Origin of the sequence: Megasphaera intestinihominis (assembly GCF_040096415.1) — a bacterium.
GTDB classification, from domain to species: Bacteria; Bacillota; Negativicutes; order Veillonellales; family Megasphaeraceae; genus Megasphaera; species Megasphaera intestinihominis.
In genome coordinates this window covers 1-14,735 of the sequence record NZ_JBBMEU010000056.1, presented here as the reverse complement: position 1 = coordinate 14,735, position 14,735 = coordinate 1, and the positions used below count along the sequence as shown (strand labels likewise).

The window sequence follows — 14,735 nt, the reverse complement described above, 5'->3', positions numbered from 1 at the left end:
CAAAGGCACACGTTTTTTGCCGACTGGATGGCCGGTCTGTTTCGTGTACCTTTTTTACGTTTAGCTAAAAAAAGAGAGCTGTCGCACAAAGCCGAAATGGCTTAATGCGACAGCCCCTTTTTTGTTATACGAACCACGAGCCACTAACCTCACTTCAACAAGCCTTTTTCGGCGACGAAGTCGGAGACCATGTCGGCGGCAGTGGCCGTAATCTTGATGCAGTGCTTACGGTATTCCGGCGTTCCGAAACTGAGGGTGTTGAGGGCCCGGCAGCAGGTGGCGCCGAAGTGTTCTTTGAAGCGGTCATGGAACTCGCTGGTGTATTTGTAGACTTCGGGCAAGGGCTTTTCATCGGGTATGAGCCGGCCGACGAGGGCGCCGATGACCAGACAGGCACCGCTCAAGGCCCCACAGACACAGCCCGACCGGCCGATGCCGCCGCCCATGCCGGAAGCCATGCGGATAGCGACGTCCGGCAGCTGGAGGTTCATCGTGTCGTTACAGGTCTTGAGGACCGATTCGATGCAGTTATTGCCCTGCAAATGGTATTGTTCTGCCAATTTATATTCTTTTTCCATGATGCTTTATCCTTTCTGAAATTAACTGCGGCCTTCGCCGTCTTTGAGGTCGTCGGCGATCTTGTGGAGGACTTTCTTGGCCTGCTGACGGCGATGCCAGTACCACAGGCCGCCATAGACGATGGCGATGACGATGAGGACGATGGTCAGGCGCAGGGAATGTTCTTCCATCATGACCAGGTCGTGACCAACCAGGACCTCACAGGCGACAGACGGCAATTTGCCGATGAAACAGCCCAGGATATAATCGCGGTAGCTGATGCGGCTCAGCGCCCCCAGGGCCGTGACCAGGCCGTTCGGCGAATACGGGACGGCCCGGGCCAGGGTCATGGCCTGCCAGGTACTGTAATGGTCGAGCTTGCTCAGCATCTTGCTCTTTTCTATGACCTTCTTGGCCTTGTTGCGGAACAAAGTCCGCATGAAGAAAAAGCTGATGATGACGCCGATTGTTTCGGCTACCCAGGAAACGACAGTCCCACCGGCAACGCCGAAAAGGACGCCATTGGCCGTGGAAATGAAGATAGACGGCAAAAAGCCGACGATATTGATGACGATGTCGATGATCATACTGACCAGGACGGCCCAGGCGCCGAAAGAGCGCAGGTAGTCGATAGTCCCCTGCATATTGCCGCTCGTCGACAGCTGCCAGACCGTGCTGTAAAAGTCCGGGATGGCCACATAGATAGCAGCCAGCATGATGAGCAGCATGGCAAAAAAGGCGATTTTAATGTGTGTTTCATGAATCTGTTTCGTAGTCATGTTATGCCTCTTTCTGCTTCCGTTCCTGCATCTTGGCCATTTCAGCAATCTTATCGTGCTTGAGCTTGGTCAGGTACATGGAACCGCCGATAATGAGTACACCGCCGGCGACGGTCAAGCCGGTGAGGATTTCGCCAAAGATGACGAAGCCCCAAAGGGCGTTGAAGAAGACGCCTATATAAGAAACAAAGCTGACGACAACCGGGTTGGCCGTTGCATAGGCATTGGTCATCCAAATCTGGGCGATGACGCTGAACAGGGCCAGGCCGCCGTAATAGATCCAGTCGCCGTGAGCCGGCATGACAAAGCCATCAGTCAGGGCCATGAGGACGATGCCCGACAGAGCTGCACAGACCAAAAAGTACAGGACCACTTCATAAGGATGGTGGCGTCCAGACCCAGTGAGCTTGCTGACTGTCGTATAGGCACCGGCCGCAAAGACGGCCTGCCCCAGGGCGAACAGGGAATAGACGTTGAATGACGAAAAGTTCCAGGGCCGGACGACGAGGCAGCCGCCGATGAAGATGACCAGGAGGGGCAGCTTCGACCCAGGCGGCAGGACTTCTTTGAGGAAAATCGCCGCGAAGAGCATGACGAAGAACGCCGACAACTGGGAAATGATGGATACATCGGCCAGGGGCATCCCGCGCAGGGCATAGAAAATGCAGATCATGCCGATACCGCCGAGGACGCCGCGCAAGGTCAGCGTCGGTATATCCCGCTTCGACAGATGTACGTGTTGGATGCGCATGAGCCCTAATATCAGAAGGGCACTGAGGAAACCGCGGAAGAACGCGATTTCCCCAGTGCTCGTCGTATAGGATAATTCTTTTACGATGACATTCTGGATACTGAAGGCAAAAGCCGATAAGATTGCGTAAATGACACCTCTACTCAAATCAAAGCCTCTTTCCTAGTGTTTGGCCGCAATGGCGTCGACGAAGGACAAGACAGCTTTCTTCATGTCTTCCTTGTCGATGGAGTCGCTGAAGCGGATGGGCTTATCCTTGAGGTCCGCCAAAGGCTTGGGCAGGGCGATGCCCGTGACGCTGCTGATGTCGGCCAGCATGTCAAAGGGATCATCGCTCTGACGCAGGGCCAGGGCTTCGCAGATGACCGGCGGGAACTTGTAGGGATGAGCCGTTGCCATGATGACCGTGTGGCGGCCTTCGTCGAGGCCCTGGCGATGGCGGTTCATGCCGACGCCGTAAGCGACGGCCGTGTGCGGGTCGAGGAGATAGCCGAAATCATTGTAGACGTGGTTGATGACGGCTTTCGTTTCATCGTCGTCAATCCAGCCGCCTTCAAATTCCTGGCGCAGCGTCTTCAATTCGTCAGCCGATACGCTCATCTTCCCCGTTTCCAGGAGGTCCTTTTCCCACTGGGCCACTTTGGCGGCATCTTCTTTGGCGACGTAGAACAAGAAGCGTTCAAAATTGCTCGACAAGAGGATGTCCATGGACGGGCTCGACGTCGTGTAGAAGTCGCGGTTCATGTCATAGACGCCGGTTTCAAAGAAGTCGGCCAGGACCTTGTTCTGGTTAGATGCGCAAATCAACTTGCCGATAGGCACGCCCATCTTCTTGGCAAAATAGCCAGCCAGGATATTGCCGAAGTTCCCCGTCGGGACGATGACATCGAACGTTTCGCCTTCGCTGATGGCGCCGTTATCGACGAGGGAGACATACGTCGATACGTAGTAGGCGACCTGCGGGAACAAGCGGCCGATGTTGATGGAATTGGCGCTGGAGAAGAGGACACCCTTGTCGTTGGCATAGGCGTTGACTTCAGCACTGGTAAAGACGCGTTTCAAAAAGCTCTGGGCGTCATCGAAATTGCCATAAATGGCCGATACCTTGACGTTATTCCCTTCCTGCTTCTGCATCTGCTGCTTCTGCATGGGGCTGACGCCTTCGCTGGGATAAAAGACCATGATATTCGTACCGGCCACGTCCTTGAAGCCTTCCAGGGCGGCCTTGCCCGTATCACCGCTGGTCGCCGTCAGGATGAGGATATCCCGGTCCTCTTTTTCCTGCTTCTTGGCAGCCGTCAGTAAATACGGGAACAAGGACAAAGCCAGGTCCTTGAAGGCCAACGTCCGGCCGTGGAACAATTCGGCAATGGACAAATCCGTATCGATGGAATGGAGCGGTACGATGCGGTCATCGCGGAAGGTCATATCATTATAAGCCGAAGCAATCATCTGCTTCCGTTCTTCTGCCGTGAAATTCGTAAAGAAATGGGACAATACGGCTTCAGCAATCTCCTGATAAGACTTGCCAGCCAGTTCTTTATAGGACAGGACCTTTTCCGGGAACGATTCCGGCACATAGAGCCCTCCGTCCGCAGCCAGTCCATGCAGGAGCGCATAAGACGGCGAAACACATTCGTCAGATCGTGTACTTCTAAAATTCATCGATGAAATCCCCCTTTTCAGCTAACCTCATAGAATAGCTATAAGTATTTATATTATAAAGGGAAATAGCCACATTGTCCACTATTCTGTGAATTGGCCTAACGGCCCCGCAGTTCGCAGTTCGCCTCGGACTCAAAATGCCGCTTTGCGGCAACAAACTCAGAATGACGACATCGCCTCGAGTGAACCTCAGCTCGTAAAAAAGGCCCCAAGTGGGGCCTTCGTAGGGGAGCTGGCCGCCAAGGCGGTCTGAGAGGTTAAAGGACATTCCCTACGCATAAGGCCACAGGCTGTGTATTTTTTCGACCTGTAACCGCGTTCTTTACCATCGCCTGACTGCGCTATCATACGTTATTTACTAATAAAATCATAAATATTTACCCTAAGCTAGGCTTTGACAGCCACCCCTTCCAGATGCAGGAGAGCGATTTTTTTATCGATGCCGCCTGCATAGCCTGTGGCTCTACCATTAGCACCTAAGACGCGATGGCAGGGAATGATGATGGAAATGGGGTTATGCCCTACGGCGCCGCCGATGGCCTGAGCCGACATCTTCTTTCCCGTCCGTTCTTCAATCTGCTTGGCCAGGTCGCCATAGGTCGTCGTCTGACCATAGGGAATCTGGCAGAGCAGATACCAGACGAGGCGGCGGAACTCACTGCCCTGCGGCGCCAGGGGCAGCGTCATAATAGCCGGCATCCGCCCGGCAAAATAATCATCCAGCCAGTGCGCCGCCTTGCGCAGGATAGGCGTATCCTCTTCACGTAGGACTTCCCCCTGCAAGGCACCATAACAATACTTCTGCCCTTCAAACCAGGCCCCGACCAGCGCCGTATCACTAGCCGCCAAAATCATCGGACCCAACGGCGATTCATACATCATTTTGTAGTACATCTGTTTCACCCTCTCTCTACTTCTGAAAGTAATATCTCTTTAGATTGCAATAATTCAGGATGGCGAACCATATAGCCAGTTAAATTTTTCCAAGCTTCATTCTCTGCGATATAGGGAATAGGTTCTTCACAAATTTCATTTTCGGCGTGATTTTCCCCCAATGGTTGGTAAAAATTATTTTCAAAAGTCCCATAAGCATCTGGACGAAGCCAATGGTATGGAGAAACTAAGTGGTCAATAGGTTCAGTTAAAGAAGAAAATAACGAATAATACGTAAATCCCTTAGGGGCTATTAATTCAAAAATGGTCGGCATAATATTCATATGGCTGCCAATAGTATTACCAGCAAAAATGCTTTGATCTAAATCGCGATGATTCAGCATAAATACCGGACAATGGCGTTCTCGGATAGAGCAGTCACGATTCATTAAGGAAGTCTTTTGTAAAGGAGTCATCGTAATAGCATGGTCTGCCGTAACAATAAATAAGCTATCTGGGTAAACTTTACGCATAGTGTCAATAAAATTCCCAATAGCCTGATCCGATAACCAAAATGTACCTAGATTTTTTTGCAATTCTTTACTCTGTTTTATATCTTCAGGAGCATTGGGCATAACAGCTTCTGTATCATAGCCGTATTTTTTCAAATTAATTTTAAACGGCCCATGATAAGATGTGGTGTAGACAAAGTGGAACGATAGCTGGTCCGGATTGTCTTTCTGAATCAGTTCAGCTGCTTTTTCCAAAAAGACATTATCATAGACACCAACCCAAGTCTTGGGAGCATGAGGACCGCAAAAATCGGTAGCCGTCATGACTCGGTCAAAGCCGCAAGCAGGAGCAAACTGATTGAAATTTCCATAAGTTACATTACCACCATACCAGTATGTCGATGTATAGCCTAACTTTTTCAACTGAAGAGGCAGTGCAGTCGGTACTGTTCCCTGCCAAAACGTTTCTTTTTCATTTAATTCTAACCCAGCATCAAAAATACCTGACATCAAGCTAACAATAGAGGGTCTCGAAATAATACCTGCCGACAGGGAATTGGTTAATATTGCCGTATGTGGATCATTCATTAGCCGTTTCCCACCTGACGTAATATTTAAGCATGCATATGCTGGATCAAATAGCTGCTGTAAATAACTTTCACCAACAAGAAGAAAAATATGCGATGGTTTAGAGATTCTAGGACCTTTCGCATGGTGTTGGAACGCATATACGGGATTAGGATACTTTTCAATATTGTCACGACCTGCTGGCAGAATAGCCTTTAAAGATGTTAAATCTTCTTCATCACTATGCTTGTAAGCATCATTCAATTTGTGTTTTTTTACTTGTTCCAAGGCGACTAAATCATCTACCGTAGCTTTAGCAAAAAAAATGTCCTTCTTAACAATGCTGGGAATTGTATCCCATTCCGGTTTATCGTCGTGGCTTAAAGTTCCTCCATAACGGAACCAATAAAACCCTAAAATAATGGCAACACATACAATAACATTAAAACCATACGCTAGGATAGGGGAGGAAAAATGAGGATAACTAACACTTGGCAAATAAAGGAAGGCTTGAATAGAAAATTTAACAATCCACCAATAAGGAATCCCTATAAGTATAAATAAGAGTCCATGGTCCTGATGAAAAAAAATATCAAGCAAGTTATGCTTTTCCGCCTTTCCACCAAGACGTAAAATCTGATTATAAGTGTCATGAAAATGATTGTAAAAAATCATTTTACCAACAAAAGCAATATAAAGCACCATAGCATATATCATGCCAGCCCAAAGCCTTACATCATTTCCTAGTGCATAATAGGAAGTAAAAAATAGCCCGGGCAATGAAACAAAAATAAGTGGCAATAAAAATGCATATGCATTAAAATCCATGCCCCACCAAAAGCCGTATCGAAAGCAATGCCATACGACATTCCATCGTCCTTTCAACGTTTCATAAGGCGAATAGACTTTAATAAATACAGCGCGAAATATCGCACATAAAATAGGAAAAATTAGAAACAGTTTTATATCCTGCTGCATCGATAAAAAAAATTGTTCAAACACGATAACACCTCATCATAAAAATAATGGATTTATACTTTGTAATAAGCTTTATACCATTGGGCGAATTTCCCCAGCCCTTCTTCAATCGTCGTTTCCGGCTTGAAATCGAAGTCGCGCTGTAATTCGCTGACGTCAGCATAGGTCTGGTATACATCACCAGGCTGCATGGGCAGATATTCTTTTTCTGCCGTTTTGCCCAGGGCCTTTTCCAGGACTTCAATAAAATGCATGAGCTGTTCCGGTTTATGGTTGCCAATGTTATAGATTTTATACGAATCGCCTAGTTCATTTTTCTTCGGCGGATTGCACAGCATGTGTTCAATGCCGGTGACAATATCATCGACATAGGTGAAGTCCCGATACATGTCGCCGTGATTATAAATCTGGATTGCCTCTCCTCTGCGAATCTTATTGGCAAATTTGAAATAAGCCATGTCGGGGCGGCCGAAAGGCCCATAGACGGTAAAGAAACGCAACCCTGTCGCCGGGATGCCATAAAGATGGCTATATGTGTAAGCCATGAGTTCGTCGGACTTCTTCGTCGCTGCATAGAGACTGATGGGATGGTCGACATTATCGGTCGTCGAAAAAGGCGTCTTCTGCTGATTGCCATAGACCGAAGAACTGGAAGCAAAGAGCAAATGAGATACCTTATGATGACGGCAGGCTTCGAGGATATTAAAGAACCCGATAATGTTGGAATCGATATAGGAGCGGGGATGGTCGATGCTGTAACGCACTCCGGCCTGGGCCGCCAGGTTTACGACAATATCCGGCTGAAATGACGTAAAGATATCATTCACGACTTTTTCATCAGCCAAGTCCCCTTTGACGAAGGTAAATGCCGGGAACTGGCGTAGAATATCCAGCCGACTTTCTTTCAAGGAAACATCATAATAATCGTTAAGGTTATCCAGGCCAAGGATGGTGGCCCCCATGGCCAGCAGGCGCTTGGCCAAATGGAATCCAATAAAACCGGCGGCACCGGTAATCAAGACTTTGTTTGCACTATCAAAAGGTTTAAAATCTGTCATTATCATCGACTCCCTCTCAATCGCGGTCAAAGATATCCCGCGTATAAACTTTATTCTGAACGTCGCTGAGTTCTTCTGCCCAGCGGTTAGAAATAATAATATCGCTCATTTTTTTGAACTCGTTCAAGTCACGGATGACGCGGGAATGGAAAAAGTCATCTGCTTTCAGGGTCGGTTCATAGACGACGACTTCGATGCCTTTGGCCTTGATGCGCTTCATGACGCCCTGGATGGCCGAAGCCCGGAAATTATCTGAATGGCTCTTCATCGTCAGCCGATAGACACCGACAATGCGAGGATTCTTGGCGATGATCATATCGGCAATATGATCCTTCCGCGTCCGGTTGGCAGCGACAATAGCTGAAATGAGGTTCTGCGGGACATCCTGATAATTGGCCAAAAGCTGCTTCGTATCCTTCGGCAGGCAGTATCCGCCGTAACCAAAGGAAGGATTGTTATAAAAATCGCCAATGCGAGGATCGAGGCAGACACCTTCGATGATTTCCTTCGTACTCAGCCCGCGCATTTCAGCATACGAATCGAGTTCATTGAAATAGGCTACGCGCAAGGCCAAATATGTATTGGCAAAGAGCTTGATGGCTTCCGCTTCCTTCGAACCAGTAAACAACATGGGGATATCCTTCTTCACCGCGCCTTCGGCCAGCAGATCGGCAAAGACTTTGGCCCGTTCCGACCGTTCACCGACGACAATACGCGACGGATGGAGATTATCATACAGGGCCTTGCCTTCCCGCAAAAATTCCGGCGAGAACATAATATTTTCGGTATGGTAGCGTTCTTTGATATGCTGGGTGTAGCCGACAGGAACTGTCGATTTAATGACCATGACCGCTTCCGGATTGATACCCAGTACTTCTTCTATGACCGCTTCTACAGAAGATGTATCAAAAAAATTCTTCTGCGGATCATAATTGGTCGGCGTCGAAATAATGACGAAATCTGCATCCGTGAAAGCCTCTACGGGGTCCAAGGTCGCCTTGAAGTGTAAATCACCACGCTGCAAAAAAGCCGAAATATCACTATCTATAATTGGTGATTTCCCTTTATTTAATAAAGCTACTTTTTCTGGAATAATATCTAAAGCAATGACATCATTATGCTGTGCCAGCAACATACTATTTGAAAGACCAACATACCCGGTCCCGGCAATCGCTATATTCATATAAATTCCCACTTTCCTTTTAGCATATTATATTTATTATACCATAAAATTCCATTCAGACCATTATGATGCTTTTGAAAAACAAAGAGAAACAAAGAGTTTGTTACAAATATAGCCCCTATAGATTGTAATAAGAATCTATAGAGGCTATATTATAAGCACGAAGTATTTAAATATGCAATTTATAACGAATCCGTAACCATGAATACCAAAAAATACCTTTAAAATATCCTGCCATATTTCCATGCGCTTTCTGATATCGTCCCCACTGCTGGAAATCATGATAATTTTCAGGCTTCTTTATCGGTAAAATATTAGTAATAGTAGGCCAAGGCGATAGTGCATTGTATTTCCGCCACTGTGCGTCAAAATCCGTCAATACCATTTGCCAAGGTTTCCGGCGCCCCGTCCAATGAATAAAAACGCTATCACCTTGGTCATATGCACCGCCATCGTAAACATTGTAGCAAGCAGGTAAGTGATAATTAGCTCCATCAAAAACAAGATTTAAAACATCTTGACTTTGCCCTAAAAAACGTTCACGCGGTTCATTTTGATATGAAAATGCCTTTTCTGTAATAGAAGCATTTTCCCATGAATTTACATCAACAACCATAACCCCATCGTTAAAGTATTTTCCACTCTTTAATTTTAAAAAGTCCGCTCGATAAGTAATCGCTGAATCTCGTTCCGATACAGCCCCCATGGGTGTACCATTCATATCTAAATGGCATAATGGCTGAATAGAATTGACACACATTGTATCGGCATCAAGATAAATATATTTCTTTACCTTTCCTTTCAACACCTTAGGCATATATAATCGTGCATATGTAATTCTTGAAAAACGAGAAACCTTAATATGAAAGTCCTCAAATGGCTTCATGTTCAAAATATACACAACGCATCTGCAATTCCATTTTTGAGCCAAAGTTCTAATTTTTTCTCGGTTTTCCCTATCACAACTATCCGTAAAAACATAAAATGTAAAGTTCATTTCTTTATTATTTTCCAAAACAGAAATAATAGAAACTCCCATAATGTGAATAAATTGATTATTAACATTATAACAAATATGGCAACTTGGCTGAGATTCTTTCAAATAATTATAGTCATATTGGGTAGTAATAAAATTGTCTTTGCTAAAAAAGTTATCGCTAAACGATTTCACTCATATCATCTCCATTATACGAGATATTTCTTTTTGAACCATAGATACAGTTACCGCCTCTACACAATCATTTTTCTTACATTTGCGTGGCCCAATGCAAATATGTTTTCCCGAACAAGGCAGATATGCACTAACAGCTCCTGTATATTCCCCTGCCGGTTTGTATATAGCTGGTGAATTATGTGTAAAGATAGTAATAACCGGACACCCCGCCGCACCTGCAATATGTGACGTTCCGGTATCCAAAGTCAATACCAAATCAATTTGACGGAATAAAGCGATTAATTCTGAAAAAGATGTTTTACCAACAACATTAATACATGAATCTTTGTGATTCATATATTCAATAATTTGATAAACTTTATTAGTATGTTTTGGGATACCTGTCATAATAATGACACTATTATATTTTTCTATTAGCCAATCTGCAATAACAGAAAATTTATCTGACGGCCAATCTTTAAATCCATCTGTCGTCGCTACACAAAAAGCTATTTTCTTTTTATCATTACCAGCAGGTTTTAATAATTGGGTTGCAGTTTGCATATCAACATTAGATGAAGGGCGAAAGCTCGGAGGAATAAATTTCATTTCCGAATCATTCGTATATAAACACATTAAATGTTGAAAACTTTCCGACATTCTATGCTCTTTATAATTCCACCCATCTGAAAACGATAAATCATTGGTATAAAACCATTTTTCCCAACCTAATTTCCATCCTAGAGCTTGCTCCATACTAATTCGAATCGGAATATGTGCAAACCATTTCATTAAAGTAACTCGTTCGCGAGGATCAAGAGAAATTCCTATATCAAAGTTATATTTACGGAGCATCTTTCCCATACGATATACATCCATATATCCACCTTTACTTTGATACGTATAGGGAATGACTTGATCGATACCTTCAAAAAATGAAGCTACATAGGCTAAATTCGCGGTTGCCAAATATATAATTTCAGAATCGGGATATGCTTTTTTTAAAACAGGGATAACCGAGGAAGACATAATCATGTCCCCTAAATGCATAATACCGTCAATAAATATTTTAATATGTGACATATAATAGCCTCTCCTCAATAATCTTCATCATAAAAAAGCGAATCAATATGGCGTTCAAGTCGTTTATATTCAACAAATAGTTTTTTTTCAAGAATATTGTTGTAATAATTATTGAAAATAACGATTGTTACTTGTAAAGTACTTTCTTGATTATGACAGATACCTCATTCAAGACAATTTCATTTATTTATACACAAATAAATCTCTAAAATATCAGACATATTGTCAAAATCGATAGGATAACAAAGGCAAAATATCAGATATCCTCATACAAACGTAGACTACATCCCGTAATGAACCAAAGTGTTTTCACTGCAGCTGACATTCCTAATGTATAATCAAAAAAACCTACAACAATAAAACCGATCCAAGCACAAAAACCGATTAAGCTATACGGACAATTCCACCTCCTAAATATCCACAACGAATAAATTATAAATACTATCAAGCCGATAAAGCCCATAAAGCCGCTGTCTACAACTGTCTGCACATAGTTATTATGGAAGTGACCGAGCCCTTGCGTATCCGCCGCAGTACGATAATTTTGGAGATAAACCTTGCCCCCCTGTAAGATTCCATATCCAATAATAGGTTTTTCTCGTACCATAACTGTTGCACTCTTCCAAGCTTCGATACGGTCACCATTTGATCGATCCGTTGTTATATTCGCTATGGAAGCTGCACGTTGTTGCAACTGAGGAGTCGCTACTATTGTACCTGTTATACAAATAAAAATTGCTACTAAGGCAAAACATTTTTTAGGACTCCATTTTGCACCTTGATAAAGCACAAAAGGCATGACAGCTAGAATCCCCACCCAAGAACTTCTTGTTCCACTAGCGATTGCCCCCAAAACAATACAGACCGCACAGAAGAACAACCAATTTTTATACAAAGTATATTTTTTTTGTGAAATCCACAAGATGATACTAGCTGGAAAAACTGTAGCGACTATGCTAGCATGGCGAAGCCAACCATCTCCGAGGCCTTGTGCTCGGGATGCCTGTGTGATAAACCGCTCAGCAAGTGTTGCAATCCCATCAATAGCCATAAAAACAATAAAGAAAAACAAAGCCTTCTTGATAGCCTCATTATCAACTTTTAGAAAAATCAATATAATCAACACAAAAAAGCGTAGTACAAAATAATCAATGTATTTAAAAAATGAATATTCAGTATTTAAACTAAAAATTGCTGATGGCAATACCATTAGTGCAAAAAACACATAGATAAGAAAATATCTTTTAATTTGTATCGGTAAAAACAATTTCTCACCAGAACGATATCTGTGATAGGTATCAATAGTAAAAAATATAATAGCAAATGCATAAAACACATTTCCAACAGCAATAGTAAGACGCTGTATACATATTGCCAAAGTAATCATAATAAGACATAAGTGATTGAATTTTATTCTATTTATAGGCCCAATTATTTTCTCCATCAAATTGACAAATGCAAAATTATTAAATTTCATTAATTTCCACTCTTTCTCAGCCTAAAATCATTTTCCAAAAAAATGCCCACCTAATGCGAAAATTCTGTCTTGTAATTGATTTTCCCTTCATATCTTCACTCGGTTGAGGCATAGGTTGATTATTAAAAGTTGTCCATTTTAAATAATCATAATACAACTTATTGAAAGGACCATTTAAAGAAAATTCCCAAGGTTTATACCTTCCAGCCCAATGAAAAACAGCCAGATTTTTCATAGCTTCTAAAGCCTTTACCCTTAATGAAGCATGACATAGTACTTTTAAGGGCATCGTAAATACAGGCGGAATAACATTCCATCTAAGCGGGATTTTTTTCCAATTGTTCATAAAAACCTTATTCAGGCCATCTTGATCGTGATGACGGAAAGCATGTTGAGTTACCGTACCAATAACTAAGCTTCCATATCTTTTTTGCCGCCACTGTTGTAAATCCATGATAAGAACGCCTGAATTAAAATAAGGGTCTCCCTCCGGCAAGCCTAACGTCTCAAACTTTTGCCGCCGCATCCTTTTGGATTTCATAATGCCAAAATCACAAACTGCACCTAGTGGCTTCCCCTCTAGGGAAAAGTTCCATAATTTCTCCACATCATCTAATACGACTAAATCTGTGTCAAAATAGATAACCTTAGTGACAGTTTCCGGAAGCACTTGATCAATAGTAAGTCGCAAATAAGCAGCTTTACTAATATGACCACTAGTAAAGCCATGAACCTTTTTATCATCCACTGAAATAAACTGAACTTCCCCTTTTAAATCATGTACAGTCTGCATAATTAAGTCTTGATTTTCTGATGAAATATCATCATTCAAGACATAGAAGTATATTTTTTCTGGATGCAAGGTGTTTTTCAAAATTGATGCACAGGCTACTGCCAAATGTTGCGCATAATTATTATCAGCTGCTAAAACAAGCGTAATTTTTTCCATTTTCAATCCTTTTCATTTTTCTTCTGCAATTCATACAATTTCACATATTTAAGCATAGTATAAAAGCCATGCTGCCCACATGAAATAATTCCCATCCAACCATCTAAAAAAGCTCTTTTGATAAGTAAAGCTCTCAAGGCGCCTAAACTTGCATGTAAAAAGGCTGTTCCTAAAGATACTCTTTTTCCTTGCTGATATCTTTCTTCCGCCCAAATTGTTGTATAATAATCTGCCTTCATTAGCCACTGATGCCAGCTTTTATAAGTATAATGCTGCATTTTACCTTTCAGTATTTCTTTAGGTAAATTACATTCTGGATGCTCATGGACTTTACCAACCCAATGTACCTTATCCCTTGGAAACAATCTGTATACACAATCTGGAGAAAAAATTCCATGATGGAATTCATATCCGTTAAAAAGCATATACCTTTCCATGCCATATTGACGTGCTTTATTATTACTCTGAACAATACTTGTTATATATTCACATAAAATTTTATCAAGGCGTTCATCGGCATCAAGGTACATAATCCACTCAGAATCAGTTTGCGTAAGAGCAAAATTTCGTTGAGCTGCAAAATCATCATTCAGTTCATGAAAAACAGTCCTTGCGCCCTCTTTTAATGCTAAATTTATCGTAGAATCTGTACTCCCCGAATCAATAACCAACACATCGTCCGTGCATTTTTTTGCATTTTTAATCGCATTTTCAATATATGTTTCCTCATTTTTAGTTAAAATGACAATCGTCAATGTGCTCATAAAGTCCTCATTTCTTTACCAATGAAAAATATCGTCATCTGTCTGATACGCATTAATAACTATGTTACATAGTACCATATCCCCCGGTCAAAGTACAGTCAAGCCGCATCCTTCCTAGTATAGGAGGAGAAGGACAGCGCTAAATACGGTGCATCCTGATAGTATCTTGCTATTTATTATATTTTCAATTTTCTTGCCGGGAACTTGCCGTATTGTTGATTCCAATCCTGTATAGTCCACACATGTACTTCATCAATGAGTTTCTCACCGCTATTAAATTCACAGGTATGATTTTCATCTTGAAAATCGGGTGTGTCAAGAGTTTTGTGTAAATCGATTCAATAAGCAACATCGTATTGCTGCATAAGCTGAGACATCCTGTCGT

Annotated in this window: 13 protein-coding genes; all 13 read right to left on the bottom strand. The window is 42.9% G+C overall.

What is annotated here, in order from left to right:
• Positions 1-149: 149 nt before the first annotated feature.
• The 13 genes from WMO23_RS08955 to WMO23_RS08895 all read right to left on the bottom strand — a co-directional run bounded on the left by WMO23_RS08955 (position 150) and on the right by WMO23_RS08895 (position 14,350).
• Positions 150-578: a C-GCAxxG-C-C family protein gene (locus tag WMO23_RS08955; protein WP_020310584.1), complete on the bottom strand. Its 429-nt coding sequence runs from the start codon at positions 576-578 to the stop codon at positions 150-152.
• A gap of 21 nt (positions 579-599) precedes the next feature.
• The gene (locus WMO23_RS08950; protein WP_292261398.1) at positions 600-1,337 is read right to left on the bottom strand and encodes a TVP38/TMEM64 family protein; all 738 of its coding nucleotides are present in this window, start codon (positions 1,335-1,337) and stop codon (positions 600-602) included.
• Between the two features lies 1 nt (position 1,338).
• On the bottom strand, positions 1,339-2,235 hold the full coding sequence (locus WMO23_RS08945) for a DMT family transporter (RefSeq protein ID WP_349173817.1): 897 nt from the start codon (positions 2,233-2,235) through the stop codon (positions 1,339-1,341).
• Between the two features lie 15 nt (positions 2,236-2,250).
• On the bottom strand, positions 2,251-3,753 hold the full coding sequence (thrC, locus tag WMO23_RS08940; protein WP_302754933.1) for a threonine synthase: 1,503 nt from the start codon (positions 3,751-3,753) through the stop codon (positions 2,251-2,253).
• Between the two features lie 387 nt (positions 3,754-4,140).
• A complete protein-coding gene (locus tag WMO23_RS08935) occupies positions 4,141-4,647 on the bottom strand; it encodes a methylated-DNA--[protein]-cysteine S-methyltransferase (protein ID WP_302754930.1) in 507 nt (168 codons plus the stop codon).
• 5 nt (positions 4,648-4,652) lie between these two features.
• Positions 4,653-6,707, bottom strand: a complete 2,055-nt coding sequence (locus WMO23_RS08930; protein WP_349173815.1) for an LTA synthase family protein — start codon at positions 6,705-6,707, stop codon at positions 4,653-4,655.
• A 29-nt stretch (positions 6,708-6,736) separates the two neighbouring features.
• A complete protein-coding gene (locus WMO23_RS08925) occupies positions 6,737-7,741 on the bottom strand; it encodes an NAD-dependent epimerase (RefSeq protein WP_020310590.1) in 1,005 nt (334 codons plus the stop codon).
• 16 nt (positions 7,742-7,757) lie between these two features.
• Positions 7,758-8,924, bottom strand: a complete 1,167-nt coding sequence (locus WMO23_RS08920) for a nucleotide sugar dehydrogenase (RefSeq protein ID WP_349173813.1) — start codon at positions 8,922-8,924, stop codon at positions 7,758-7,760.
• Positions 8,925-9,093: 169 nt separating this feature from the next.
• Positions 9,094-10,095: a glycosyltransferase family 8 protein gene (locus WMO23_RS08915; protein WP_020310592.1), complete on the bottom strand. Its 1,002-nt coding sequence runs from the start codon at positions 10,093-10,095 to the stop codon at positions 9,094-9,096.
• Positions 10,096-11,160: a glycosyltransferase family 9 protein gene (locus WMO23_RS08910; RefSeq protein ID WP_292298862.1), complete on the bottom strand. Its 1,065-nt coding sequence runs from the start codon at positions 11,158-11,160 to the stop codon at positions 10,096-10,098.
• Positions 11,161-11,416: 256 nt separating this feature from the next.
• On the bottom strand, positions 11,417-12,637 hold the full coding sequence (locus tag WMO23_RS08905) for an O-antigen ligase family protein (protein WP_020723930.1): 1,221 nt from the start codon (positions 12,635-12,637) through the stop codon (positions 11,417-11,419).
• A 16-nt stretch (positions 12,638-12,653) separates the two neighbouring features.
• Complete coding sequence (locus WMO23_RS08900; protein WP_020310648.1) at positions 12,654-13,586, bottom strand: glycosyltransferase family 8 protein; 933 nt, start codon at positions 13,584-13,586, stop codon at positions 12,654-12,656.
• Between the two features lie 2 nt (positions 13,587-13,588).
• Positions 13,589-14,350: a glycosyltransferase family 2 protein gene (locus tag WMO23_RS08895; protein ID WP_020723931.1), complete on the bottom strand. Its 762-nt coding sequence runs from the start codon at positions 14,348-14,350 to the stop codon at positions 13,589-13,591.
• Between the last annotated feature and the right edge of the window lie 385 nt (positions 14,351-14,735).

Bases quoted from the DNA above. Each gene is read 5' to 3' on its own strand.
- WMO23_RS08955 (WP_020310584.1), bottom strand. From the start codon at position 578: ATGGAAAAAGAATATAAATTGGCAGAACAATACCATTTGCAGGGCAAT.
- WMO23_RS08950 (WP_292261398.1), bottom strand. From the start codon at position 1,337: ATGACTACGAAACAGATTCATGAAACACACATTAAAATCGCCTTTTTT.
- thrC (WP_302754933.1), bottom strand. From the start codon at position 3,753: ATGAATTTTAGAAGTACACGATCTGACGAATGTGTTTCGCCGTCTTAT.
- WMO23_RS08935 (WP_302754930.1), bottom strand. From the start codon at position 4,647: ATGTACTACAAAATGATGTATGAATCGCCGTTGGGTCCGATGATTTTG.
- WMO23_RS08925 (WP_020310590.1), bottom strand. From the start codon at position 7,741: ATGACAGATTTTAAACCTTTTGATAGTGCAAACAAAGTCTTGATTACC.
- WMO23_RS08920 (WP_349173813.1), bottom strand. From the start codon at position 8,924: ATGAATATAGCGATTGCCGGGACCGGGTATGTTGGTCTTTCAAATAGT.
- WMO23_RS08910 (WP_292298862.1), bottom strand. From the start codon at position 11,160: ATGTCACATATTAAAATATTTATTGACGGTATTATGCATTTAGGGGAC.
- WMO23_RS08905 (WP_020723930.1), bottom strand. From the start codon at position 12,637: ATGAAATTTAATAATTTTGCATTTGTCAATTTGATGGAGAAAATAATT.
- WMO23_RS08900 (WP_020310648.1), bottom strand. From the start codon at position 13,586: ATGGAAAAAATTACGCTTGTTTTAGCAGCTGATAATAATTATGCGCAA.
- WMO23_RS08895 (WP_020723931.1), bottom strand. From the start codon at position 14,350: ATGAGCACATTGACGATTGTCATTTTAACTAAAAATGAGGAAACATAT.